The sequence below is a fragment of the Janthinobacterium sp. BJB301 genome, assembly GCF_002735685.1.
GTDB lineage: Bacteria > Pseudomonadota > Gammaproteobacteria > Burkholderiales > Burkholderiaceae_D > Janthinobacterium > Janthinobacterium lividum.
In genome coordinates, this window is record NZ_PDZJ01000004.1 from 175,766 (window position 1) to 200,476 (window position 24,711).

Sequence of the window (24,711 nt, forward strand, 5' to 3'; positions counted from 1 at the left end):
ATGAACAAAAAGATTCTGATTTTGTCCGTCTTCGTGGTCGCTTCCTGCGGCCTCGCGTACGAGCTGATCGCCGGCGCCATGTCCAGCTACCTGCTCGGCGACTCCATCCTGCAGTTTTCCACCATCATTGGCTGCTACCTGTTCGCTATGGGTGTGGGCGCTCACTTTTCAAAGTATGTAAAGGACGATGACGTGCTTTCGCGCTTCGTCGACATCGAACTGGCCGTGGGCTTGATCGGTGGCCTGTCGGCTGCCATCCTGTTCATGACCTTTTCGTGGATGGCCGCGCCATTTCGCACCTTATTGTATGTGATGGTGTTCCTGATCGGCGCACTGGTCGGCATGGAAGTTCCGCTGGTGATGCGCGCCCTGAACACGCGTCAGACGGAATTTTCTGAACTGGTCAGCCGCGTGCTGACATTCGATTACCTGGGCGCGCTGGCCGTGTCCCTGCTGTTCCCGCTGGTGCTGTCGCCGTACCTGGGCCTGGTGCGCACGGGCTTCCTGTTCGGCATGCTCAATGTGGGCGTGGGCCTGTGGAGCATTTATGTGTTCCGCGCTGAGCTGAAAAATCTCACAGGACGTTTGCTGCGCGCCTGTGCCGTGATGCTGTTGCTGATCGCCGGCTTTGCCATGTCGGACCGCATGGTGGCCTGGGGCGAACACGGCCTGTTCGGCGACCAGATCGTGTATTCCACCACCACGCCCTACCAGCGCCTGGTGATCACGCGCTGGAAGGACGATACGCGGCTGTACATCAATGGCAACCTGCAGTTTTCCTCGCGCGACGAGTACCGCTACCACGAAGCGCTGGTGCACCCCGTGCTGGAAGCGTTGCCGTGGGCGCGCCGCGTGCTGGTGCTGGGCGGCGGCGATGGCCTGGCCCTGCGCGAAATCCTGCGTTATCCACAGATCGAACACGTCACCGTCGTCGACCTCGACCCTGCCATGACGGCCGCGTTTACCACGCGCCCGGAACTGGCAAAGCTGAATAATAAGTCGTTCTCGGACAAGCGGGTTACCGTCGTCAATGCCGATGCCGCCGTCTGGCTGCGCAACAACGGCGACATGTTCGACGCGGCCATCGTCGATTTCCCCGACCCGTCCAGCTTCGCGCTTGGCAAACTGTACTCGGTGCCGTTCTACGACCTGGTGAAAAAGCACCTGGCGGCCAAGGGCCTGATGGTGGTGCAATCGACGTCGCCATTCTTTGCGCCGCACGCCTACTGGACCATCAATTCGACCCTGCGGGAAGTGGGCATGCGCACCTGGCCCTATCACGCCTACGTGCCCTCGTTCGGCGAATGGGGTTTTATCCTGGCCTCGCCCCAGCTCGACTACAAACCGCCCACCAGCTATCGTCTGCCGATGCGCTACCTGAATGCGGACACCACGCGCGAGATGTTCATCTTCCCGCCCGACATGCAGCCGCTGCCCATGGCGCCGAATCGCTTGAATACCCAGTCGCTCGTGCATGAATTCGAGCAGGACTGGAACCGGGTGATCCGCTGATGCAGCGCCGCTCCTTCATGCTGTGGGCTGCCGGCGGCACGGCAGCGGCAGCCGCTGGCATCGGCAGCATCGCCGCGTATCTGCGCTGGCAGGAAATCACGCCCAAGGTGCTGTATCCGGGCCGCAGCGAGGGGCATTACTTGCGCAAGCTGCTGCGCGAGCGCACGGCGCTGCCGGCGCCTTCGGCAACCGTCACCACGGATGTCGCCATCCTCGGCTCCGGCATCGCCGGCCTGACGGCGGCCTGGCGCTTGAATAAACTGGGGCACAAGGATTTCCTCATGATCGATGGGCCGCAGCCGTATGGCAACGCGGCCGGCGGGCAGTTCGGCGACCTGGCTTATCCGACCGGCGGCCATTACCTGCCGCTGCCTTCGCCCGAATCGACCCATGTGCGCGAGATCCTGTTCGATTTGGGGATCATCCAGCGCGATCCGCAGGCGGAAAAGCCGACTTATGACGAGCGCTATATCCTGCACGCGCCGGAAGAGCGCCTGCTGTTCAACGGTCACTGGCAGGATGGCTTCATTCCCACCGAAGGCGTTTCCGCCGAAGAACTGGCGCAGCACGAGCGTTTCTTTGCCGACGTGCGGCGCCTGCGCCAGGCGCATGGCAACGATGGCAAGCGCGTCTTCGTTTTTCCTACCGTGGAGTCGTCGCAAGACCCGGCCTGGCAGGCGCTCGACACCATCACCTTGAAGCAGTGGATGGAGCGCGAAGGCTATACCTCGCCCACCCTGCACTGGTATTTGAATTACTGCTGCCGCGACGACTACGGCACGCGCTACGACCAGGTCTCGGCCTGGGCGGGCCTGCATTACTACTGCAGCCGCTGGGGACAGGCGGCCAATGCCGGCAATGGCGCGTGGCTGACCTGGCCGGGCGGCATGCAACCGGTCGCCACGGCCATGGAGCAGGCCTCAGGTGTCAAACGTCATGCGGGCACGGTGGTTTCCGTGCGGACGACGGAGCAGGGCGTGGAAGCGCTGTGCCTGGAGCTGGTCGATGGCCAGCCGCGCACTTACCTGGTCAAGGCGCGCAAGGCCATCTGCGCCATGCCCTTGTATGTGGCGGCGCGCGTGGTCAGCGACATCGCCAGCTATGGCTACGACCTCAAACGCGATACGCCCGCGTATGCGCCGTGGCTGGTGGCCAATTTCCTGCTCAAGCGCTTTCCCGACGAACTGCCGCATGCGCCGCTATGCTGGGACAACGTGGTGTACCAGGAACCGGGCCTCGGCTATGTCGTCTCCACGCACCAGGATATCCGCGTGCGTCCGCCCGAGAAAACCGTCTTCAGCGCCTACGTGGCCCTGTCCGACCGCACGCCGCAGGAAGCGCGCAAGTGGTTAGATGTGGCCACGCCGGAGGAATTGCTGGCGCTGGCCAGCGTCGATTTGAAGACGGCGTATGGACGCGATTTTGCCAGCTGCGTCGAACGGGTCGACATCACCGTGCGCGGCCACGCCATGGCGGCACCGTTGCCGGGATTTCGCAGCAATGCGGGGCTGAAGGCGCTGCGCGAACACGACGGCGCCATCCTGTTCGCGCATGCCGATCTGTCGGGCTTTTCCGTGTTCGAGGAAGCGGCGTGGTGGGGGGACAGGGCGGCGCGCCTGGCTTCCACATGAGGATATCAATGAAAAAGGCCGGCGCAAGCGCCGGCCAGAGCCCCCTAAGGCTCGAACCGGTCTATTTGTTCTTGTTGATCACGTCGATGAAGACGGCCGCCAGCAGCACCAGGCCCTTGATCACCTGCTGGTAGTCGATGCCGATGCCCATGATGGACATGCCGTTGTTCATCACGCCCATGATGAAGGCGCCGATCACGGCTCCCATCACCTTGCCCACGCCGCCCGAAGCCGAGGCGCCGCCGATGAAGCAGGCGGCGATCACGTCCAGCTCGAAACCCGTGCCGGCCTTCGGCGTGGCCGTGTTCAGGCGCGCCGCGAATATCAAACCGGCCAGCGCGGCCAGCATGCCCATGTTGACGAAGGTGTAGAAGCTGACCCGTTCCGTCTTGATGCCGGACAGGCGCGCCGCCTTCTCGTTGCCGCCCACGGCATACACGCGCCGGCCCAGCACGGTGCGGTTGGTAATGAAGGTGTAGGCGACGATGAGCAGCGACATCACGGCCAGCACGTTGGGAAAGCCGCGGTACGACGCCAGCAGGTAGCTGAAATACACCATCACGGCGGCGAAGATGGCGTTTTTCAGCAGGAAGAAGGCGCGCGGTTCGTTTTCCATGCCGTGCTTCAGTTGCTTGGCGCGGCTGCGCAGCGAGGTGATAATCAGCGCCGCGGCGGCGATCACGCCCAGCAGCAATGACAGGCCGCGCAGGTTTTCGCCGCCGAACGGGTCGGGCAGGAAGCCCGAACTGAGCATCTGGAAGCCTTCCGGGAAGGGGCCGACCGACTGGCCCGCCAGCAGGGCCAGGGTCAGGCCCTTGAACACCAGCATGCCGGCCAGGGTGACGATGAAGGACGGGATTTTAAAGAAGGCGACAAAATAGCCTTGCGCGCCGCCGATGACGGCGCCGGCCAGCAGGCAGATGATGCTGGCGGCGACAAAGTTCATGTTGTAGTTGACGATCAGGACGGCCGCCAGCGCGCCGACGAAGCCGACCACCGAGCCGACGGACAAATCGATATGGCCGGCCACGATGACCATCAGCATGCCCAGCGCCATGATGACGATGTAGCTGTTTTGCAGCACCAGGTTCGTCAGGTTGAGCGGCTGCATCAGGGTGCCGTCGGTCATGTACTGGAAAAAGCCCATGATGACGATCAGGGAAAGCAGCATGCCGTAGTCGCGCATATTGTTCTTCAAAAAGCCGGCATAGCTTTTCGCTTGCGGCGCCGCGGCTGGCGTTGCTGGCGCGCCTGCTGTCAATTTATTGTCCATTGTTTTCTCCGTGTGTAACGATCGCGCGCATGATGCGTTCCTGCGATGCTTCTGCCGCGCTCAGTTCTGCCGCGAAGCGGCCTTCGTTCATGACATAGATCCGGTCGCACATGCCCAGCAATTCCGGCATTTCCGAGGAAATCATGATGATGCATTTGCCTTCGGCGGCCAGCTCGCTGATGATGCTGTAGATCTCGTACTTGGCGCCCACGTCGATGCCGCGGCTCGGTTCATCGAGGATCAGGATGTCGGGGTGCGAAAACAGCCATTTCGCCAGCACCACTTTCTGCTGGTTGCCGCCGGACAGGTTGACCACCTTCTGCGCCACGCTCGAACAACGGGTCTTGAGCTTGCGGCGGAATTCCTCGGCCACGCCGAATTCACGCTGCTCGTCGATCACCATGTGCTTTGAAATCGCGTCCAGGTTGGCCAGGCTGGTGTTCTTCTGGATGTCTTCCTCGAGGATCAGGCCCAGGCCCTTGCGGTCTTCCGTGACATACGCGAGGCCGTGGGCGATCGCCTTGCCGATGGTGCTGACGTCGATTTCCTGGCCATTCTTGAGTACCGTGCCGCTGATGCGCTGGCCGTAGGCGCGGCCGAAAATGCTCATCGCCAGTTCCGTGCGCCCGGAGCCCATCAAGCCGGCGATGCCGATGATCTCGCCCTTTTTGGCATGCATATTGATGCCCTTGATGACGGGGCGGTCGGCATGCTCGGGATGGAACACGCGCCAGTCGCGCACTTCGAAAATGGTCTCGCCGATGGTGGGCGTGCGCGGCGGATAGCGGTCGGCCATTTCGCGCCCGACCATTTTTTCGATGATGCGGTCTTCGCTGACGGCGTCGATGCGGCAGTCGAAACTGTCGACCGTGTTCCCGTCGCGCAGCACCGTGATGGCATCGGCGACCCGTGAAATTTCATTGAGCTTGTGCGAGATCAGGATCGAGGCGATGCCCTGGGCTTTCAGGCCCAGCAGCAGGTCGAGCAGGGCCGCGCTGTCGCTTTCGTTCAGGCTGGCCGTCGGCTCGTCAAGGATCAGCAGCTTGACGTCCTTGCACAGCGCCTTGGCGATTTCGATCAGCTGCTGCTTGCCCACGCCCAGGTTGGTGATCAGTGTGTCCGGGGACTCTTTCAGACCGACTTTGTGCAGCAGTTCGCGCGTTTTCGCTTGCGCGTATTCCCAGTCGATGACGCCCATGTGGGCCGGCTCGTTGCCGAGGAAGATATTCTCGGCGATCGACAACTGGGGCACCAGCGCCAGTTCCTGGTGGATGATGATGATGCCGATTTCTTCGCTGTCCTTGATGCCGCGGAAGTGCCGCGTCTGGCCCAGGTAATCGATGTCGCCCGTATAGCTGCCATGGCCGTAGACGCCGCTCAGCACTTTCATCAGTGTGGATTTGCCGGCACCGTTTTCGCCGACGATGGCGTGGATCTCGCCGCTGCGTACCCGCAGGTTGACATTGTCGAGCGCAACGACGCCCGGGAATGTTTTGCGTATCCCGCGCATTTCCAGGATAGTGTTCGTCATATAACCTCTCTGGCACGGCCGCGCTGGTCGGCATCGGTCGTGCGGCAGTCTTGTTCTTGATCGTGCATGAAGCGAAAGGCCCGGCAGCGCCGGGCCTTCAGTACCTTGGATGCTTATTTCACTTGCGCTTCCGTGTAGTAGCCGCTGCCGGTGACGAGCACCTGCTTCCAGTTCGCCTTGTCGACGGTGACGGGTTTGAGCAGATAGGACGGCACGACTTTCACGCCGTTGTTATAGGTCTTGGTATCGTTGACGGTCGGCGTCTTGCCGCTCATCATCGCGTCGACCATGTTCGCCGTCACCTTGGCTAGTTCGCGCGTGTCCTTGAACACGGTCGATGCCTGTTCGCCGCGGATGATCGATTTCACCGACGGGATTTCCGCATCCTGGCCCGTCACGACGGGGAAGGGCTGTTTCGGCGTGCCATAGCCGACGCCCTTGAGCGACGACAGGATGCCGATGCTCAAGCCGTCATACGGCGACAGCACCGCGTCGACGCGCGCATTGCCGTAGTAGGCGCTGAGCAGGTTGTCCATGCGCGCCTGCGCCACGGCGCCATCCCAGCGCAGGGTGGCGACCTTTTCCATGCCCATCTGCTTCGAGCGCACCACCAGCTTGCCGCTGTCGATGTACGGTTTCAGCACCGACAGCGCGCCGTTGTAGAAGAAGTGTGCGTTGTTGTCGTCGGCCGAGCCGCCGAACAATTCGATATTGAACGGGCCCTTGCCTTCCTTGAGTTTTAGCGCCGATTCGATATAGCCCGCTTGCAGCACGCCGACCTGGAAGTTGTCGAAGGTGGCGTAGTAATCGATGTTTTTCGTGCCGCGGATCAAACGGTCATACGAGATGACCTTGATGCCCTTGTCGGCCGCCTTTTGCAGCACGTTCGACAAGGTGGTGCCGTCGATGGCGGCGATCACCAGCACCTTGGCGCCCTTGGTGATCATGTTTTCCACCTGCGCCAGCTGGTTCGGGATATCGTCGTCCGCAAACTGCAAGTCCGTCTTGTAGCCGCGCTCCTTGAATACCTTGACCATGTTGTCGCCATCGGCGATCCAGCGCATGGACGACTTGGTTGGCATCGAGATGCCGATCGCGCCCTTGTCGGCGGCGCTTGCCACGGGCATTACCGCCATGCCGGAGATGGCCAGCGCCAGGCTCGCGGTCAGCATTTTCATTGTTGTTTTCATTTCAGGTCTCCACCGTCTTCGATAGTTGAATGTGCCAGGGCCGTCGTCCAGTGGGCGGGCTCCGTGCGGATGGCCGATTGCAGGCCACGGCTGATACTAGTTTGTCCATCCATCCCTCACCAATCACTTTTTTCGCATTGGCGATATCCAAAACGGTATCGATAAGCCAATTGATGCAATGCGCCATTGCGCGCCTTCCCGCCTGCTGGCAGGGCGGAAACGGGGGCCGGTCGGCAGCTTTTTTTGGTGCACTGCAATACCAATAATCATCATTCAATTTGGTGATTTTCGTAATTGCGGCGACACAGGGCGGCGCGCAGAATCGGTCCGGACTTGAAGACCAGCCATCCCGTCACGACCTTTTGAAAGCATGCCATGCAGCCGATTTCTCCCGCCTCCCTGTTGCCCGCCGACCTGGCGCAGGCCCTCCTCATCGGCCGCATCTGGCGTGACGGCCCCTGCGTCGTCGCCGTGCGTGGCGGCGAGGTGGTCGACATCACGCAGACGGTGGCGACGGTGGCCGAGCTGTTCGAGCGCAGCGATGCGCTCGATATCGCCCGCCATGCACCCGGAATCGCGCTTGGCTCCGTGCAGGCGCTGCTGGAGCAGGCGCTGGCCGCACCGGCAGGCGAGCTGCTGCTGGCGCCGTGCGACCTGCAGGCCGTCAAGGCCTGCGGCGTGACCTTCGCCGTCAGCCTGCTCGAACGGGTGATCGAGGAACAGGCGGGCGGCGACGCGGCGCGCGCGGCGAGCTTGCGCGCTGCACTGCAAATGACCCTGGGCGGCGACTTGTCGGCATTGAAGCCCGGCTCGGACGCGGCGCAGCGCCTGAAACAGCAGTTGCAGCAGCGCGGCGCCTGGTCGCAATACATGGAAGTGGGCATCGGCCCCGATGCGGAAGTGTTTACCAAGGCGCAGCCGATGTCGTCGGTGGGCTGCGGCGCGCAGGTGGGCTTGCTGCCATCGTCCGCCTGGAACAACCCGGAGCCGGAGATCGTCCTGGCCGTCAACAGCCGCGGCGAGGTGCTGGGGGCGACCTTGGGCAACGACGTCAACCTGCGCGACATCGAAGGGCGCAGCGCCCTCTTGCTGGGCAAGGCCAAGGACAACAACGGTTCCTGCGCCATCGGCCCCTTCATCCGCCTGTTCGACGAACACTTCACGCTCGACACCGTGCGTCAGGCGGAGGTGTCGCTGCTGATCGAAGGCGCGGACGACGGCTTTGTCCTCGAAGGCGCCAGCTTCATGCGCGAGATCAGCCGCGACCCGCTGGACCTGGTGCGCCAGACGGCAGGCCAGTACCACCAGTACCCGGACGGTTTCATGCTGTTCCTGGGGACCATGTTCTCGCCCGTGAAGGACCGCGACGCGCAAGGCGGCGGCTTTACACACCACCTGGGCGACCGCGTCACCATCGCCAGCGCCGCGCTGGGCGCGCTGGTCAACGAAGTGCAGCGCTGCGATGCGATTACTCCCTGGACGTTCGGCGTGCGCGCGCTGTACCGGAGCCTGGCGCAGCGCGGCCTGATCTGATTTCCCAATTCCTATAACGAGAGACACCATGCAATATGCAATCTATCCCAGCCTGGCAGGTCAGCGCGTCGTCATCACGGGCGGCGGCACCGGCATCGGCGTGGCCATCGTCGAAGCGTTCGCGCGTCAGGGCGCCCACGTCACCTTTCTCGATATCGCCCGCGAGGCGTCGCTGGCGCTGCAGGAAAAGCTGGCCGACCTGCCGCAGCCGCCCGTTTTCCGTTATTGCGACCTGACGGACCTGGGCGCCCTGGCCGCCACCTTCGCCGAGATTGAACACAGCGCGGGCGCCACGGATATCCTCATCAACAACGCGGCCAATGACGACCGCCACCAGTTGCAGGACGTCACGCCCGCCTACTGGGACGAGCGCATCGCCGTCAACCTGCGCCACCAGTATTTCTGCGCTCAGGCAGTGGCGCCGGCCATGCGCGCCAAGGGGGGCGGCGTGATCCTCAACCTGGGTTCGATTTCCTGGCACCTGGCGCAAGCGAGGCTGTCGATCTACATGACGGCGAAAGCCGGCATCGAGGGCTTGACGCGCGGCCTGGCGCGCGACCTGGGTGTCGACGGCATCCGCGTCAATTGCATCATTCCCGGCGCCGTGCGCACGCCGCGCCAAGAGCGGCTGTGGCATACGCCGGAGGCGGAAGCCGTGATCCTGCAGGGACAATGCCTGCAACTGCGCGTGGAGCCGGAAGACGTGGCGGCGCTGGCGCTGTTCCTCGCATCGGACAACGCGGCCAAGTGCGCCGGACGCGAATACTACGTCGACGCAGGCTGGTACGGCGCATGAACATTCCCGCCCAACCCCAGGCGCGGCGCTTCCGCTCGCAGGACTGGTTCGACAATCCCGACCATATCGACATGACGGCGCTGTACCTGGAGCGCTTCATGAACTACGGCATCACGGCAGAGGAGCTGCGTTCGGGCCGGCCCATCATCGGCATTGCGCAAAGCGGCAGCGATATCAGCCCGTGCAACCGCATCCACCTGGAACTGGCCCAGCGCGTGCGCGACGGCATCCGCGACGCGGGCGGCATCCCGATGGAATTCCCGCTGCATCCGATCTTTGAAAACTGCCGCCGTCCCACGGCCGCGCTGGATCGCAACCTGGCATATCTGGGCCTGGTGGAAATCCTGCATGGCTACCCGATCGACGCGGTGGTGCTGACGACGGGCTGCGACAAGACGACGCCGGCGCAATTGATGGCCGCCGCCACGGTGGACATTCCCGCCATCGTGCTGTCGGGCGGCCCCATGCTCGACGGCTGGATGGACGGTGAATTGGTGGGTTCCGGCGCCGCCATCTGGAAAGGCCGCCGCCAGCTGTCCGCCGGCTTGATCGACAACGACAAATTCCTGCAGATCGCTGCCGCCTCGGCGCCGTCGGCCGGCCACTGCAACACCATGGGAACGGCATCGACCATGAATGCGCTGGCCGAGGCGCTGGGCATGTCCCTGACGGGCTGCTCGGCCATCCCCGCGCCGTATCGCGAGCGGGGCCAGATCGCCTATGAAACGGGGCGCCGCATCGTCGGCATGGCGCATGACGACGTGCGCCCGTCGAGCATCCTCACGCGCGAGGCGTTTTTGGACGCCATCATCGTCAACGCGGCCATCGGCGGCTCTACCAACGCCCAGCCGCATCTGATGGCCATGGCGCGCCATGCTGGCGTGGAATTGCACTCGAGCGACTGGATGGCGCACGGCTATGACGTGCCGCTGCTGTTGAACATGCAGCCGGCCGGAAAGTATCTGGGCGAACGCTTTCACCGTGCCGGCGGCGTGCCTGCCGTGATGTGGGAGCTGCAGCAGGCGGGCTTGCTGCACACCGAGCGCTTGACGGTCACGGGCCAGAGCATGGCGCTAAACCTGGCGGGCTGTGAAAGCGCGGACCGCGAGATGATCCGCCCGTTTGCCGCGCCATTGAAGGAAAAGGCCGGTTTCATGGCCTTGCAGGGCAACTTGTTCGATTTTGCCATCATGAAGACCAGCGTGATCTCGCCCGCTTTCCGCGAGCGCTACCTGTCGCGTCCCGGCAGCGAAGGCGTGTTCGAAGCGCGCGCCATCGTCTTTGACGGTTCTGCCGATTACCACGCGCGCATCAACGACCCGGCGCTCAATATCGACGACAGCTGCATGCTGGTCATGCGCGGCGCAGGTCCCGTGGGCTGGCCCGGTTCGGCCGAAGTGGTCAACATGCAGCCGCCCGATGCGCTCCTCAAGGCCGGTATTTTGAATCTGCCGACCCTGGGCGACGGGCGCCAGTCGGGCACTTCGGACAGCCCGTCGATCCTGAACGCGTCGCCGGAAAGCGCCGTGGGTGGCGGCCTGGCGCTGCTGCGCACGGGCGACATCATCCGCGTGGACTTGAGCGCGGGCCGGTGCGACATGCTGGTCGATGCTGACGAACTGGCGCGCCGCGCCACGGCGCTGCCGCCGCCTGTCAACGACAGCGCCACGCCGTGGCAGGAAATCTACCGCGCCAGCGTGGGCCAGCTGGAAACGGGCGCCTGCATGGAGCTGGCGCTGAAATACCGCGCCGTGGGCCAGACCCTGCCGCGCCACAACCATTAGCAGGCAGGTCGGGATAGGTCGGGTTAGCGCTCCGCGCGTAACCCGACACCACCACAGACATAAAATTTTTCAGCAGTACCCCGTAGTGAAAAAACGTTGTTAATAAAATCCACAAGGAGACACACAATGAACAAGATCATCAGTGCAGCCATCATGACCGCCATGCTGGCATTGAGCAGCAGCGCCGCTCTGGCCGATGCGAAAAACCCGAAGATCGGCTTTTCCATCGACGATTTGCGCGTGGAACGCTGGACGCGCGACCGCGATTTCTTTATCGCCGCCGCCGAAAAGCAGGGCGCCAAGGTCTTCGTGCAGTCGGCCGACGCCAGCGAGCAGCGCCAGATTTCGCAGATCGAAAACCTGATCTCGCGCGGCGTCGACGTGCTGGTGATCGTGCCGTTCAACGCGACAGTGCTCAACAACACCGTCAAGGAAGCGAAAAAGGCCGGCATCAAGGTGCTGTCGTATGACCGCCTGATCCTGAATGCCGATATCGACGCGTATATCTCGTTCGACAACGAGAAAGTGGGCGAAATGCAGGCCGAGGGCGTGACCAAGCTGCAGCCGAAGGGCAATTACTACCTGCTGGGCGGCTCGCCGACCGACAACAACGCCAAGATGCTGCGCGAAGGCCAGATGAAGGTGCTCAAACCGTTCATCGACAAGGGCGACATCAAGATCGTCGGCCAGCAGTGGGTGAAGGACTGGAGCGCCACCGAAGCGCTGTCCATCGTGGAAAACGCGCTGACGGCCAACGGCAACAAGATCGACGCCATCGTCGCCTCGAACGACGGCACGGCCGGCGGCGCCATCCAGGCCCTGGCAGCGCAAAAGCTGGCCGGCAAGGTGCCGGTCTCGGGCCAGGACGCCGATCTGGCGGCGGTGAAACGCGTCATCGCCGGCACGCAATCGATGACCGTCTACAAACCCCTGAAAACCATCGCTTCGGAAGCGGCCAAACTGGCCGTGCAACTGGCGCGCAATGAAAAGCCGGCCTACAACTCCAGCTATGACAACGGCCTGAAAAAGGTCAGCACGGTGCTGCTGAAGCCTACGCCGCTGACCAAGGCGAATGTGAACATTCTCGTCGACGATGGGTTCTATACCAAGGCGCAACTCGGTAATTGATCGCCTGTGTCATGTCGGGTTACGCGCCATGCGCTAACCCGACCTACCCGTTTTTACCGGTAGGTCGGATCAGCGTAGCGTAATCCGACATTTTTCCCCGTATCAGCAACGAGAGCAAGAATGTCCGACTATCTGCTTGAAATGAAAGGCATCGTCAAACAGTTTGGCGGTGTCCGCGCGCTTGACGGCATCGACCTGCAGGTGCGGGCCGGCGAGTGCATCGGCTTGTGCGGCGAGAATGGCGCCGGCAAGTCGACCCTGATGAAGGTGCTGTCCGGCGTGTATCCGCACGGCACCTGGGAGGGCGACATCCTGTGGGATGGCCAGCCCCTGCGCGCGCAATCGATCCGCGACACGGAAGACGCGGGCATCATCATCATCCACCAGGAACTGATGCTGGTGCCGCAGCTGTCCGTGGCCGAAAATATCTTCATGGGCCGCGAGCTCACCCTGCCCGGCGGGCGCATGCATTATGCGGCCATGTACAAGCGCGCCGACGAGCTGCTGCGCGAACTGAAAATTCCCGAACTGAACGTGGCGCAGCCCGTGATGAATTACGGCGGCGGCCACCAGCAGCTGGTGGAAATCGCCAAGGCGCTCAACAAGAATGCGCGCCTGCTGATCCTCGACGAGCCGTCATCGTCGCTGACGGCGTCGGAAATCGCCGTGCTGCTCGATATCCTGCGCTCACTGAAGGCCAAGGGCGTCACCTGCATCTATATTTCGCACAAGCTCGATGAAGTGGCGGCCATCTGCGACACCATCGTCGTCATCCGCGACGGCAAGCACATCGCCACCACGCCGATGGCGCAGATGAACGTCGAACGCATCATCGCGCAGATGGTGGGCCGCGAAATGAGCCAGCTGTATCCGCAGCGCGCGCAGCCGCCGGCCATTGGCGAGGTGCTGTTCGAGGCGCGCCACGTGACCTGCATCGATGCCGACAACCCGCAGCGCAAGCGGATCGACGATGTGTCATTCACCCTGCGCAAGGGCGAGATCCTCGGCATCGCCGGCCTGGTGGGGGCGGGGCGCACGGAGCTCGTGTCGGCCCTGTTCGGCGCATACCAGGGGCCGTGCCAGGCCGAAGTATGGCTCGATGGCCGCAAGATCGATACCCGCTCGCCGCAAAAGGCCATCGCCATGGGCCTGGCCATGGTGCCGGAAGACCGCAAGCACCACGGCATCGTGCCCGACCTCGACGTGGGACAGAACATCACCCTGGCCGTGCTGGAAGAATTCGCGCGCGCCACGCGCATCGATGGCGAGGCGGAATTGACGGCCGTGCGCGGCGAGATCGCCCAGCTGGAACTGAAGGCGGCCAGCCCTTCGCTGCCCATTACGAGCCTGTCGGGCGGCAACCAGCAAAAGGCCGTGCTGGCCAAGATGCTGCTGACGCGCCCGCGCGTGCTGATCCTCGACGAACCCACGCGCGGCGTGGACGTGGGCGCCAAATATGAAATCTACAAATTGATGCTGGCGCTGGCCGACCGGGGCGTGGCCATCATCATGGTCTCGTCGGAACTGGCCGAAGTGCTGGGCGTGTCCGACCGCGTGCTGGTGATGGGCGAAGGCCGCCTGCGCGGCGACTTTATCAACGATGGCCTGAGCCAGGAAACCGTGCTGGCGGCGGCGCTGGACCAGCGTCCGGCACCCGCCGCCAACACCGCAAACAAGGAACCCGCAGCATGAAACCGCACAGTATCAAACAGCTGTTCACCCAATACAAGATGCTGGCCCTGCTGATCGCCGTGGCGCTGATCTGGGCCTTCTTTTCGTGGAAGACGGAGGGCAGTTTCCTCACGCCGCGCAACCTGTCGAACCTGCTGCGCCAGATGTCCGTCACCGGCATCCTCGCCTGCGGCATGGTGCTGGTGATTATCGCCGGCGAGATCGACCTGTCGATCGGCTCCCTGCTGGGGCTACTCGGCGGCATCGCCGCCGTGCTGGACGTGACGCAGCACTGGCCGCTGGCGCTGAACCTGGCGGCCGTACTTGGCTGCGGCCTGGTGATCGGCCTGCTCAACGGCTATCTGACGGCCTACCGGGGCATCCCCTCCTTCATCGTGGGACTGGGCGGCATGCTGGCGTACCGCGGCATCCTGCTGGGCATCACGGGCGGCATCACGATCGCGCCCGTCTCCGATCCGATGGTCTACCTGGGGCAGGGCTATCTGCCCGCCGTGCCCGGCATCGTGCTGGGCATCGGCCTGTTCCTTCTGGCCGCCTTCCTGACGTGGCGCGCGCGTGCCAGCCGCGCACAGCATGGCTTGCCGCAGACGGCGCCCTGGGCCGACGGCTTGCGCCTGGCCGTCATCGGCGCCGTGCTGTATGCCTTCGTGCAAACCCTGAACGGCTATGAAGGCATCCCGCTGCCCGTGCTGTTGCTGCTGGCCTTGCTGGGACTGTTCAGCTACATCACCAGCCAGACCGTGTTTGGCCGGCGCATCTACGCTGTCGGCAGCAATATGGAAGCGACGCGCCTGTCCGGCATCAACGTGAAAGCCGTCAAGCTGTGGATCTTCGGCATCATGGGCCTGATGTGCGCGCTGGCCGGCCTGATCAACACGGGCCGCCTGGCGGCCGGTTCGCCCTCGGCCGGCACCTTCAGCGAACTCGATGCGATTGCCGCCTGCTTCATCGGCGGCACCTCGATGCGCGGCGGCTCGGGCACCGTGTACGGCGCCCTGATCGGCGCGCTGGTGATGGCCAGCCTGGATAACGGCATGTCCATGCTGGACGTGGACACCTACTGGCAGATGATCGTAAAAGGCAGTATCCTCACCCTCGCCGTGTGGGTCGATGTCAGCACCCGGGCCGGACGCAGATAGCGTGGACCCTCGACAAACCTACTGCGCGCCCCACTATCGCCTCTGCGTTGCTCAGCGTACCTTTGTACGCTTGCGCTACTCAAGACGATATTGGACCGCTCGCTACGGTTTTTCGAGGTCCCGAAAGGCCTGACTACGTCGTGCGGCCAGAGATACTTCTTTGGCCGCCACATGGAGGAGACACCTGCATGAAACTGCCGACCGCGCACCGTATCGCGCTGCTGTTTAACGGCAACAAGATCTATGACCGCGACATCATCGCCGGCATTGCCGCCTACCTGAACACCACGCGCGTGTCCTGGGACCTGTTCCTGGAAGAGGATTTTCGCTGCCGCCTGCCGGGCATCGAGCGCTGGCAGGGCGATGGCATCATCGCCGATTTCGACGATCCGGCCGTCTGCGCGGCGCTGGCGCACAGCCGCCTGCCGGTGGTAGCCGTCGGCGGGTCGTATGCGCGCGCGGAGGATTACCCGGCCGGCATCCCGTACGTGGCGACCGATAATTTCAAGATCGTCAAGCTGGCCTATGAACACCTGGTGGAAGCGGGATTGAGCCGCTTTGCCTGTTTCAGCCTGCCCGAGGCCGATGTCAACCGCTGGGCGCAGGAGCGCGAAACGGCATTTTGCGCCTTGATGGAGCGCGACCATATGCGCGCCGACGTGTACCGGGGCGTCGCCACCAGCGCGCCCTCGTGGGACGAAGCGGTGGAGCAGCAGATCGCCTGGCTCAACAGCCTGGAAAAACCCGTCGGCATCATCGCTGTCAGCGACGCGCGCGCGCGCCAGCTGCTGCAGGCGTGCATGCATGCGGGGATCGCCGTGCCGGAGCAAGTGGCCCTGATCGGCATCGACAACGACCCGCTGGCGCGCATGCTCACGCGCATTCCATTGAGTTCCGTGATCCAGGGCACGGAGGAAATGGGCCGCACGGCGGCGCATTTGCTGCACCAGATGTTGAATGGCGCGCGCCTGTCCGGTACGCGCATCCTCGTGCCGCCGGCCGGCCTGAACGTGCTCGCTTCCACGCGCCACCAGCCCTTCCAGCATCCGCAGGTGATGCAGGCGCGCCACTTCATCCGCCAGTACGCCTGCCAGGGCATCAAGACGGAGCAGGTGGCCGATTACGTGGGGGTCTCGCGCTCCTCGCTCGAAGCGCACTTCCGCCACGAGCTGGGGCGCAGCGTGCACGATGAAATCCTGCATTTCAAGCTCGATGCGGCCAAGACCCTGCTGGCGCGCGGGCCGGGGCAGGTGGCCGAGGTGGCCGTGCGTTGCGGCTTTACCACGGTGCAGTACATGCATGCCGTCTTCAAGCGCGAACTCGGTTGCACGCCGCGCGAATTCCAGCAGCGCAGCCGGCCGCCGCCAGCGCCCGGGCCGGCGCCATGATGCATCTGCTGCGCAATGCGCGCGGCATGTGCGTGGCCATCGACGCGCACGATGCCAGCGTGCGGGCCTGGTGGGCGCCCGACCGCTATGGCCGTCTGGCCGATGTGCTGGGCGCGGTGCCCCCGGCGGCGCGTGCGTCCACGGGCTGGCAGGGCGCAGCGCCAAACGACGGCCACTTGCGGCTGCACCTGGCGCAAGATGGTCTGTCGGTGCGCCTGGCCTACCGGCTTGACGACGATGGCAGCCTTTACCTCGATTGCGATGCCACGGCCGATACGGCTTCCCGTTTCTCTCTTGCCGCGCCCCTGTTCAATCTGCAGGGCGGCCGTGCCGGCGTGGGCGACCATGTACTGCGCCTGGCCGCTGACCGCTACCGGCCCGGCGGCTGCGCGGGCGGCGCTCCGCTCGATGTGGCGGGCAGCGCATTCGACTTCCGTCACGCGGCGCCGCTCGCTTCGCGCCTGGCCTGGCCCGCGCTGGCGCAATCGCCGGGATTCCGGCATGACTTTTACTGGACTGGCAGCGGCCAGCTGCGCGAGGCTGCGCGGGTTGCCGACCCCGCGTCGGGCCGGGTCTTGCGTTTTTCCAGCACCCAGGACAGCTGCCATCTGTATTCCGATGCGCGCTGTTTTTCCCTGCTGGCGCAGGGCGTGCAACTGCAGCCGGGAGAGGCGAGGCGCTTCAACCTTGCCTACCGTTTGGGCGTGCAGGATATCGATGCGTTTGACATATCCGAACCGGTATCAATGATGTCAAATAAGTGATTGGTCAGATATGCGGGGCAGTTCTACCATGGGGTAGTTTTTCCCTCATTTATTTTTGTCCTGACCGACGCTGCGAACCTGCCCATGAACATACTCACCATCGATGCCGGCACCACCAATACGCGTACCTTGCTGTGGCGCGCGGGCGCCGTCGTCGCCCAGGCGCAGCTGGAAACGGGCGTGCGCAATACCGCCATCGATGGCCATAACGGCGCGCTGAAACAGGCGCTGCGCGACACCATCGCCAGCGTGCTGGCCGGTGCCGGCATCGCGCCATCCGAGGTGGATCTGGCGCTGGCGTCTGGCATGATCACTTCGCCCATGGGGGTGCGGGAGGTACCGCATTTGCCGGCGCCTGCCGGCCTGGCCCAGCTGGCGCAAGGCATGCAGGCGGTGGACTTGCCCGACGTGCTGGCGCAGCCCCTGTGGCTGATTCCCGGCGTGCGCAACCAGCATGGCGCCGTCGGCCTGCATAACGTCGAAGCGATGGACATGATGCGCGGCGAAGAGACGGAAGTCGTCGCGCTGCTCGAGCGCCTGCAGTTGCGGGGCGCGGCGACCCTGATCATGCCCGGCTCGCATACCAAACTGATCAGCGTGGACGAGCAGCGCCGCATCCTCGGCTGCAGCACCACCATCGCGGGCGAGCTGCTGCAGGCGATCACGCAGCACACCCTGATCAAGCAATCGGTCGACGGCGGATTTGCCCAGACCCTGGTGCCGAAAATGCTGCTGGCCGGCGCGGCAGCGGCGCAAAAAACGGGGCTGGCGCGCGCCTGCTTCAGCGTGCGCACCCTGGGCCAGTTCAGCGCTGTCGAATGCAATGAGCGGGCCAATTTCCTGATGGGCGCCGTCCTCAGCGGCGACCTGCTGGCGCTGCGCAACAGCACCGCCATCCAGATGCGGCCCGATACGCCGCTCGTCATTACTGGTAAACCCATGCTGCGCCAGGCGCTCGGGCTGCTGATCGAAGAACACGGATTTTTTTATGGCAAGCGCATCATCGTCGACGACCAGCAGCAAGCCAATCTGGCCGGTCACGGTGCGCTGCTGATCGCCGCCGCGCGCGGCTTGATTTCCCCGCAGGAGACAGTATGAGCAGCAACAAGAACAAGCGTCCCTTGCGTTCGCAAGCGTGGTTTGGCGGCGACGACAAGGACAGTTTTATTCACCGCAGCTGGATGAAGAACCAGGGCTATCCCAGCGACGCTTTCGATGGCCGCCCCGTCATCGGCATCTGCAATACCTGGTCCGAGCTGACGCCCTGCAATGGCCATTTCCGCGACCTGGCCGAGATGGTCAAGCGCGGCGTGCTCGAAGCGGGCGGCTTTCCCGTCGAATTTCCCGTCATGTCGCTGGGCGAAACGAATCTGCGCCCGACGGCCATGCTGTTCCGTAACCTGGCCAGCATGGATGTGGAGGAATCGATCCGCGCCAACCCGATCGACGGGGTGGTGCTGCTGACGGGCTGCGACAAGACCACGCCGGCCCTGCTGATGGGCGCGGCCAGCGTGGACTTGCCGACCATCGTGCTGTCGGGCGGTCCCATGTTGAACGGGAATTACCGCGGCAAACCGATCGGTTCGGGCACGGACGTGTGGAAGTTTTCCGAAGACGTGCGGGCAGGGCGCATGACCTCAAACGAATTCAAGCAGGCCGAATCGTGCATGTCGCGCTCCGCCGGTCACTGCATGACGATGGGCACGGCTTCCACCATGGCCAGCATGGTCGAAGCGCTGGGCGTGACCCTGCCCGGCAACGCGGCCATTCCCGCCGTCGATGCGCGCCGCAAGCTGCAGGCGCAGCTGACGGGCCGGCGCATCGTCGATATGGTGCATGAAGACCTGAAACTGTCGCAGATCCTCACGCGCGAAGCGTTTGAAAACGCCATCATGGTCAACGGCGCCATCGGCGGCTCGACCAATGCCGTGATCCACCTGCTGGCCATCGCCGGGCGCATCGGCGTGGACATGCGCCTGGGTGACTGGGACCGTCTGGGCCGCGACATTCCCTGCCTGCTGAACCTGATGCCGTCGGGCCAGTACCTGATGGAAGATTTTTACTATGCGGGCGGCCTGCCCGTGATCATCCGCGATCTGCTGGGCAAATTGCATGGCGAGGCGCTCACCGTCACGGGCGCCAGCATGGCCGTCAACGTGGCCGAAGCGGAAAATTTCAATCCCGAGGTGATCACGCCGCTGGCGCAGCCCTTCAAGGACGAAGGCGGCATCGCTGTTCTGCATGGCAACCTGGCCCCGCGCGGCGCCGTCATCAAGCCGTCGGCCGCTTCGCCGGAACTGATGCAGCACCGTGGCCGCGCCGTCGTCTTCAACAGTATCGAGCATTATAAAAAGCGCGTCGACGATCCCGCGCTCGATATCGACGCCAACTGCGTGATGGTGCTGCAAAATTGCGGCCCGCAGGGCTATCCGGGCATGGCGGAAGTGGGCAATATGGGACTGCCGAAAAAACTGCTGGAGCAGGGCGTGCGCGACATGGTGCGCATCTCGGACGCGCGCATGAGCGGCACGGCCTACGGCACGGTGGTGCTGCACGTGGCGCCGGAAGCGGCCGTGGGCGGGCCGCTGGCATTGGTGCGCGATGGCGACATGATTGAACTGGATGTGGCGGGGCGCCGCTTGCACCTGGACGTCGACGAGGCCGAACTGGCGCGCCGGCGCGCCGAGTGGAGCGCGCCGCCGCCGGCCATGAAGGGCGGCTACCAGTCGATGTATATCAAGCACGTGACGCAGGCCGACGAAGGCGCGGACCTGGACTTTCTCGTCGGCTGCCGCGGCTCCGCGGTTCCGCGCGAATCACACTGAAAAACAAGGAAAAATGATGGGGACACAGGCCCAACTACTGGTCGATGCGCAGAACTTCCTGGGCGAGGGCGTGCGCTGGTGCGAACGCAGCGGCCGCGTTTTCTGGACGAATATCGAAGGCTGCCAGCTGCATGCGCTGGTGCTGGACACGGGGGAGCGCCAGAGCTGGGCCATGCCCGAGCGCCTGGCGTGCTTCGCGCTGACGGATAGCGACGATGTGCTGTTGCTGGGACTGGCTTCCGGACTGGCCTGGTTTGACGCGCGCAGCGGGGCCGTCACGCGCTTGCACACGGTGGAGGGGGACTTGCCCATGACGCGCCTGAACGATGGCCGCTGCGACCGCCAGGGACGCTTTGTCTTCGGCACGCTCGATGAACGCCCGTGCCGCGATGCGATCGCCAGCTTCTATCGCCTCAACCTGGACTTGACCCTGGAGCGCTTGCCGCTGCCGCAGATCGCCATCTCGAACAGCATCTGCTTCAGCGTCGACGGCACGGCCATGTACTTCTGCGATTCGATGAAAAAGGCGATCTATCGCTGGGATGATTACCTGGGGGGCGACGCCAGCCGGGTGCGCGTGTTTGCCGTGCTCGATCCGGGGCCGGGCGCCGCCGACGGCGCCACCATCGACGCGGATGACTACCTGTGGAGCGCGCAGTGGGGCGCCGGCAGGGTCTTGCGCTTCGCGCCGGACGGCAGCGTCGAGCGCAAGATCAGCCTGCCCGTCTCGCAACCCAGCTGCGTGAGCCTGGGCGGCCCGCACTACGACGAATTGTTCGTCACGACGGCGCAGGAGAGCTTGACCCCTGCCCAGCTGGAGAGCGAACCGCTGGCCGGGGGATTGTTTCATGCGCGCCAGGTGGGCGTGCGCGGTTTGCCGGAAGTGCGCTTTGGCGCCCTGCCGGCCTGACAGGAGAGAGCAAATGCAGAAGCACACGGTTTTCGAGGGCATTATCGAACGGGGCATGGTCGGCATCGTGCGCGCCTCTTCGGCGCAGGCGGCCGTGCAGATTGCCGAGGCATGTATCGCCGGCGGCATCACGGCGCTGGAAGTGGCGTTCACCACGCCCGATACCCTGGGCGTGCTGCGCACCCTGCGCGAACGCCATGGTGATGACGTGCTGCTGGGCGCGGGCACGGTGCTCGATACGGAGACGGCACGCGCCGCCATCCTGGCCGGTGCCCAATTCATCATCTCGCCCGGCGTGAACGTGGAGACCATCACGCTGTGCCAGCGCTACCAGGTGCTGTCCATGCCGGGGGCGATGACGCCGACGGAGATCGTCACGGCCCTGCAGGCCGGCGCCGACATCGTCAAGGTCTTCCCCGCCGAGATGTTCGGTCCCGCCTACATCAAGGCCCTGCGCGCCCCCCTGCCGCAAGCGCCGCTGATGCCCACGGGCGGCGTGACGGTGGAAAACCTGCATGCATGGTTTGCCAGCGGCGCCGTGGCCGTGGGCATCGGCAGCAGTCTGAGTGGCCCGGGCGCCACGGGAGATTACGCGGCCGTGACGGCGCGCGCGCAAGCCTTCGTGGCGAAGATGGCGGCCGTGCGTTCTGAGTAACCTCCTGCTGAGAAAACCGTAGCGAGCGGATGTGAGTTGTGGCTGAGAAGCGGAGCTGTGCGAATGCACAGTGAGCATCGGAAGCCGCAAATCGCGCCGCGCAGTAGGTTTTTTCTGCTACGCTAGGCGGGCAATGTCGCACGCCTCATAGACCAGAATATGCCCAACATCGCCCGCATCCTGCAAGACAGCCGCATCATCGCCATCGTCGGCATGTCCGACAAGCCCGAACGCGCCAGCCATGAAGTGGCCGACTACCTGCTGCAGCAGGGCTACCGCGTATTGCCCGTCAATCCGGCCCTCGCCGGGCGTGATGTGCTGGGACAGCGCGCCTATGCCACCCTGACGGAGGCTGCGGCAGCCGTGGCGCCGGCGCGCATCGACATCGTCGACTGCTTCCGCAAGTCGGCAGATATCCTGCCCATCGCCGAGGAAGCCATTGCCGTCAAGGCCGGCTGCCTGTGGCTGCAGCTCGATGTCGTCAACGAACAGGCGGCGCAGCTGGCACGGGCGGCGGGGCTGGAGGTGGTGATGGACCATTGCACAAAAATCGAGCACCGCAAGCTGGCGGTGGCGGCATGAAGGCGCGCACACAATTTCGTGCCGGCAAGGATTTTGAGCTGAACGAGGATTTCGCCGGCAAGCGCCTGCTGGGCGCTGCCACCAAGGCGGCGAACAAGAAGCTGACGGCAGCCCAATGCAAGGCCCTGGACCGCGAGGAAACCGTGGCCCTGACGGCGCAGATCGCCGAGTGCCAGAGCATGCTGTATGCGCAGCACAAAAAGAAGGTGCTGCTGGTCTTGCAGGGCATGGATACGTCGGGCAAGGATGGCACGGTCAAGGCGATCTTCAGCAACATCAATCCGATGGGCATCCGCGCCGTGGCGTTCAAGGGGCCTACCGATATCGAACTGGCGCACGATTACCTGTGGCGCGTGCACCAGCACGTGCCCGTCAAGGGCGAGATCGCCATCTTCAACCGCAGCCATTACGAGGATGTGCTGATCACGCGCGTGCAGGACATGATCGACAAGGCCGAATGCCAGCGCCGCTACGCGCAGATCCGCGATTTCGAGCGCATGCTGAGCGAAACAGGCACCGTCATCCTGAAAATCTTCCTGCATATCTCGAAGGACGAGCAGCGCGGACGGCTGCAGGAGCGGCTCGACGATCCCGACCGCCAGTGGAAGTTCGACCCCAACGATATCGCCCAGCGCAAGAAGTGGGATGGCTACCAGCGCGCCTATGAAACGGCGATCCGCGAGACGGATGCCGACCACGCGCCGTGGTACGTGGTGCCGTCCAATTCCAAGACGCAGCGCAACCTGGTGGTGGCATCCCTGCTGCTGGAAACCCTGCAGGGCATGAAGCTGGAATACCCGGCGCCGGACCCGAAACTGTCGTCTTTCAAGGTCGAGTAGTTCCGCGCATCGCCTGCGGAATCGGCCGCGCTGTGGCATAGTATCCCTCGTCGATAATTCAAACCAGACCGGAGATCCATATGCTGCAGTTGAAAGATCCTACCTTGTTGCGTCACCAGGCTTACGTGAATGGAGCCTGGGCGGATGCCGATGGTGGCCAGACGATTAATGTGAGCAATCCCGCCACGGGCGAGCATATCGGCACGGTGCCCCTGATGGGCGCAGCCGAGACGCGCCGCGCCATCGAGGCGGCCAATGCCGCCTGGCCCGCCTGGCGCAAGAAGACGGCCAAGGAGCGCGCGGCCGTGCTGCGCCGCTGGCATGACCTGATCCTGGAAAACGCCGACGACCTGGCGCTGATCATGACCACCGAGCAGGGCAAGCCCCTGCCGGAAGCGAAAGGCGAAGTGCAGTTCGGCGCCTCGTTCATCGAGTGGTTTGCGGAAGAAGGCAAGCGCGTGGCGGGCGATACCCTGCAATCGCCGTGGCCAGACCGCCGCCTGGTCATCACCAAGGAGCCGATCGGCGTATGCGCCGCCATCACGCCGTGGAACTTCCCCGCCGCCATGATCACCCGCAAAGTCGGCCCGGCCCTGGCTGCCGGCTGCCCGATGGTCTTGAAACCGGCCGAAGCGACGCCGTTTTCCGCGCTGGCGCTGGCCGTGCTGGCCGAGCGCGCAGGCGTGCCTGCGGGCGTGTTCAGCATCGTCACGGGCGCGCCGAAAGACATCGGCGGCGAAATGACGTCGAACCCCATCGTGCGCAAGCTGACGTTTACGGGTTCGACCCAGGTGGGCCGCCTGCTGGCGGAACAGTGTGCGCCGACGATCAAGAAACTGTCGCTGGAACTGGGTGGCAATGCGCCATTCATCGTCTTCGACGACGCCGACCTGGACGCCGCCGTGGAAGGCGCCATCGCCTCGAAATACCGCAATGCGGGCCAGACTTGCGTCTGCGCCAACCGCCTGTACGTGCAGGACAGCGTGTATGACGCGTTTGCCGACAAGCTGGTGGCCGCCGTGGCCAAGCTGAAGGTCGGCAATGGCATCGAGGCAGGCGTCACGCAAGGCCCGCTGATCGACGCCAAGGCTGTCGCCAAGGTGGAAGAACACGTGGCCGACGCGCTGGGCAAGGGTGGCCGCCTGCTGGCCGGCGGCAAGCGCCATGCTTTGGGTAACGGCTTCTTCGAGCCGACCATCATCGCCGATGTGACGAACGACATGCGCGTGGCCACCGAGGAAACCTTCGGCCCGCTGGCACCCCTGTTCCGCTTCAAGACGGACGATGAAGTGATCGCCCTGGCCAACAACACGGAATTCGGCCTGGCCGCCTACTTCTATTCGCGCGACATCGGCCGCATCTGGCGCGTGGCCGAAGGCCTGGAAACGGGCATGGTCGGCGTCAACACGGGCCTGATCTCGAACGAGATCGCGCCCTTCGGCGGCGTCAAGCAATCGGGCCTGGGCCGTGAAGGGTCGACCTACGGAATCGAGGACTATCTGGTCATCAAGTACATCTGCATGGGCGGTATTTAAGGTC

Annotated in this window: 20 protein-coding genes; 17 read left to right on the forward strand and 3 right to left on the reverse strand. The window is 64.1% G+C overall.

From position 1 onward, the window contains the following. Positions 1-1,512 carry a polyamine aminopropyltransferase gene (locus CSQ91_RS22790; protein ID WP_070258319.1) on the forward strand — a complete coding sequence of 504 codons (1,512 nt, stop codon included), beginning with the start codon at positions 1-3 and terminating at the stop codon, positions 1,510-1,512. After that, complete coding sequence (locus tag CSQ91_RS22795) at positions 1,512-3,143, forward strand: NAD(P)/FAD-dependent oxidoreductase (protein ID WP_099389717.1); 1,632 nt, start codon at positions 1,512-1,514, stop codon at positions 3,141-3,143. The genes CSQ91_RS22790 and CSQ91_RS22795 overlap by 1 nt, the downstream gene beginning before the upstream one ends. 61 nt (positions 3,144-3,204) lie before the next feature. Here the strand turns inward: CSQ91_RS22795 and mmsB are convergent, their stop codons facing one another. From mmsB to chvE, 3 genes are all read right to left on the reverse strand, one after another. Then, positions 3,205-4,416, reverse strand: coding sequence for a multiple monosaccharide ABC transporter permease (gene mmsB / locus CSQ91_RS22800; protein WP_034783824.1), 1,212 nt, complete (start codon positions 4,414-4,416; stop codon positions 3,205-3,207). After that, positions 4,406-5,947: a multiple monosaccharide ABC transporter ATP-binding protein gene (gene mmsA / locus CSQ91_RS22805; RefSeq protein WP_099389718.1), complete on the reverse strand. Its 1,542-nt coding sequence runs from the start codon at positions 5,945-5,947 to the stop codon at positions 4,406-4,408. Before mmsA ends, mmsB begins: the two co-directional genes overlap by 11 nt. A gap of 113 nt (positions 5,948-6,060) precedes the next feature. After that, the gene (gene chvE / locus CSQ91_RS22810) at positions 6,061-7,083 is read right to left on the reverse strand and encodes a multiple monosaccharide ABC transporter substrate-binding protein (protein WP_223278970.1); all 1,023 of its coding nucleotides are present in this window, start codon (positions 7,081-7,083) and stop codon (positions 6,061-6,063) included. Between the two features lie 429 nt (positions 7,084-7,512). On the opposite strand from chvE, the gene CSQ91_RS22815 reads away from it, so the two are divergent. The 15 genes from CSQ91_RS22815 to gabD all read left to right on the forward strand — a co-directional run bounded on the left by CSQ91_RS22815 (position 7,513) and on the right by gabD (position 24,707). Then, a complete protein-coding gene (locus CSQ91_RS22815) occupies positions 7,513-8,670 on the forward strand; it encodes a fumarylacetoacetate hydrolase family protein (protein WP_099389719.1) in 1,158 nt (385 codons plus the stop codon). Between the two features lie 28 nt (positions 8,671-8,698). Next, positions 8,699-9,466, forward strand: a complete 768-nt coding sequence (locus CSQ91_RS22820; protein WP_099389720.1) for an SDR family NAD(P)-dependent oxidoreductase — start codon at positions 8,699-8,701, stop codon at positions 9,464-9,466. Continuing rightward, on the forward strand, positions 9,463-11,250 hold the full coding sequence (locus CSQ91_RS22825; RefSeq protein WP_099389721.1) for an IlvD/Edd family dehydratase: 1,788 nt from the start codon (positions 9,463-9,465) through the stop codon (positions 11,248-11,250). The genes CSQ91_RS22820 and CSQ91_RS22825 overlap by 4 nt, the downstream gene beginning before the upstream one ends. A gap of 153 nt (positions 11,251-11,403) precedes the next feature. Then, positions 11,404-12,378 carry a D-xylose ABC transporter substrate-binding protein gene (xylF, locus tag CSQ91_RS22830; RefSeq protein ID WP_099389834.1) on the forward strand — a complete coding sequence of 325 codons (975 nt, stop codon included), beginning with the start codon at positions 11,404-11,406 and terminating at the stop codon, positions 12,376-12,378. Positions 12,379-12,498: 120 nt separating this feature from the next. After that, positions 12,499-14,070 (forward strand): D-xylose ABC transporter ATP-binding protein, encoded by a 1,572-nt coding sequence (xylG, locus tag CSQ91_RS22835; RefSeq protein WP_099389722.1) that lies wholly within the window; start codon positions 12,499-12,501, stop codon positions 14,068-14,070. Beyond that, positions 14,067-15,209 carry a sugar ABC transporter permease gene (locus CSQ91_RS22840; RefSeq protein WP_099389723.1) on the forward strand — a complete coding sequence of 381 codons (1,143 nt, stop codon included), beginning with the start codon at positions 14,067-14,069 and terminating at the stop codon, positions 15,207-15,209. The genes xylG and CSQ91_RS22840 overlap by 4 nt, the downstream gene beginning before the upstream one ends. A 188-nt stretch (positions 15,210-15,397) precedes the next feature. Then, the gene (locus tag CSQ91_RS22845; protein ID WP_070279940.1) at positions 15,398-16,597 is read left to right on the forward strand and encodes a XylR family transcriptional regulator; all 1,200 of its coding nucleotides are present in this window, start codon (positions 15,398-15,400) and stop codon (positions 16,595-16,597) included. Then, on the forward strand, positions 16,594-17,361 hold the full coding sequence (locus CSQ91_RS22850; RefSeq protein WP_139144525.1) for an aldose epimerase family protein: 768 nt from the start codon (positions 16,594-16,596) through the stop codon (positions 17,359-17,361). Before CSQ91_RS22845 ends, CSQ91_RS22850 begins: the two co-directional genes overlap by 4 nt. A gap of 84 nt (positions 17,362-17,445) precedes the next feature. Next, on the forward strand, positions 17,446-18,459 hold the full coding sequence (locus CSQ91_RS22855) for a 2-dehydro-3-deoxygalactonokinase (protein ID WP_099389724.1): 1,014 nt from the start codon (positions 17,446-17,448) through the stop codon (positions 18,457-18,459). Further along, entirely contained in the window at positions 18,456-20,186 is a 1,731-nt protein-coding gene (gene araD / locus CSQ91_RS22860; protein ID WP_099389725.1) for an L-arabinonate dehydratase, read from the forward strand. Before CSQ91_RS22855 ends, araD begins: the two co-directional genes overlap by 4 nt. 16 nt (positions 20,187-20,202) lie before the next feature. Beyond that, entirely contained in the window at positions 20,203-21,096 is an 894-nt protein-coding gene (locus CSQ91_RS22865) for an SMP-30/gluconolactonase/LRE family protein (protein ID WP_099389726.1), read from the forward strand. A gap of 13 nt (positions 21,097-21,109) precedes the next feature. Beyond that, positions 21,110-21,751: a bifunctional 2-keto-4-hydroxyglutarate aldolase/2-keto-3-deoxy-6-phosphogluconate aldolase gene (locus tag CSQ91_RS22870; protein WP_092609553.1), complete on the forward strand. Its 642-nt coding sequence runs from the start codon at positions 21,110-21,112 to the stop codon at positions 21,749-21,751. 159 nt (positions 21,752-21,910) lie between these two features. After that, a complete protein-coding gene (locus CSQ91_RS22875; protein WP_070258345.1) occupies positions 21,911-22,333 on the forward strand; it encodes a CoA-binding protein in 423 nt (140 codons plus the stop codon). Further along, positions 22,330-23,172 carry a PPK2 family polyphosphate kinase gene (locus CSQ91_RS22880; RefSeq protein ID WP_070279946.1) on the forward strand — a complete coding sequence of 281 codons (843 nt, stop codon included), beginning with the start codon at positions 22,330-22,332 and terminating at the stop codon, positions 23,170-23,172. Before CSQ91_RS22875 ends, CSQ91_RS22880 begins: the two co-directional genes overlap by 4 nt. Before the next feature lie 80 nt (positions 23,173-23,252). Further along, positions 23,253-24,707, forward strand: coding sequence for an NADP-dependent succinate-semialdehyde dehydrogenase (gene gabD, locus CSQ91_RS22885; protein ID WP_070218955.1), 1,455 nt, complete (start codon positions 23,253-23,255; stop codon positions 24,705-24,707). Positions 24,708-24,711: the final 4 nt, after the last annotated feature.

Excerpts from the sequence above, each read along its gene's own strand:
- CSQ91_RS22875 (WP_070258345.1), top strand. The coding sequence starts at position 21,911 with ATGCCCAACATCGCCCGCATCCTGCAAGACAGCCGCATCATCGCCATC.
- mmsA (WP_099389718.1), bottom strand. The coding sequence starts at position 5,947 with ATGACGAACACTATCCTGGAAATGCGCGGGATACGCAAAACATTCCCG.
- CSQ91_RS22790 (WP_070258319.1), top strand. The coding sequence starts at position 1 with ATGAACAAAAAGATTCTGATTTTGTCCGTCTTCGTGGTCGCTTCCTGC.
- gabD (WP_070218955.1), top strand. The coding sequence starts at position 23,253 with ATGCTGCAGTTGAAAGATCCTACCTTGTTGCGTCACCAGGCTTACGTG.
- CSQ91_RS22865 (WP_099389726.1), top strand. The coding sequence starts at position 20,203 with ATGGGGACACAGGCCCAACTACTGGTCGATGCGCAGAACTTCCTGGGC.
- CSQ91_RS22815 (WP_099389719.1), top strand. The coding sequence starts at position 7,513 with ATGCAGCCGATTTCTCCCGCCTCCCTGTTGCCCGCCGACCTGGCGCAG.
- CSQ91_RS22870 (WP_092609553.1), top strand. The coding sequence starts at position 21,110 with ATGCAGAAGCACACGGTTTTCGAGGGCATTATCGAACGGGGCATGGTC.
- mmsB (WP_034783824.1), bottom strand. The coding sequence starts at position 4,416 with ATGGACAATAAATTGACAGCAGGCGCGCCAGCAACGCCAGCCGCGGCG.
- CSQ91_RS22820 (WP_099389720.1), top strand. The coding sequence starts at position 8,699 with ATGCAATATGCAATCTATCCCAGCCTGGCAGGTCAGCGCGTCGTCATC.
- CSQ91_RS22880 (WP_070279946.1), top strand. The coding sequence starts at position 22,330 with ATGAAGGCGCGCACACAATTTCGTGCCGGCAAGGATTTTGAGCTGAAC.
- araD (WP_099389725.1), top strand. The coding sequence starts at position 18,456 with ATGAGCAGCAACAAGAACAAGCGTCCCTTGCGTTCGCAAGCGTGGTTT.
- CSQ91_RS22825 (WP_099389721.1), top strand. The coding sequence starts at position 9,463 with ATGAACATTCCCGCCCAACCCCAGGCGCGGCGCTTCCGCTCGCAGGAC.
- xylG (WP_099389722.1), top strand. The coding sequence starts at position 12,499 with ATGTCCGACTATCTGCTTGAAATGAAAGGCATCGTCAAACAGTTTGGC.
- CSQ91_RS22795 (WP_099389717.1), top strand. The coding sequence starts at position 1,512 with ATGCAGCGCCGCTCCTTCATGCTGTGGGCTGCCGGCGGCACGGCAGCG.
- CSQ91_RS22845 (WP_070279940.1), top strand. The coding sequence starts at position 15,398 with ATGAAACTGCCGACCGCGCACCGTATCGCGCTGCTGTTTAACGGCAAC.
- chvE (WP_223278970.1), bottom strand. The coding sequence starts at position 7,083 with ATGGCGGTAATGCCCGTGGCAAGCGCCGCCGACAAGGGCGCGATCGGC.
- xylF (WP_099389834.1), top strand. The coding sequence starts at position 11,404 with ATGACCGCCATGCTGGCATTGAGCAGCAGCGCCGCTCTGGCCGATGCG.
- CSQ91_RS22855 (WP_099389724.1), top strand. The coding sequence starts at position 17,446 with ATGAACATACTCACCATCGATGCCGGCACCACCAATACGCGTACCTTG.
- CSQ91_RS22850 (WP_139144525.1), top strand. The coding sequence starts at position 16,594 with ATGATGCATCTGCTGCGCAATGCGCGCGGCATGTGCGTGGCCATCGAC.
- CSQ91_RS22840 (WP_099389723.1), top strand. The coding sequence starts at position 14,067 with ATGAAACCGCACAGTATCAAACAGCTGTTCACCCAATACAAGATGCTG.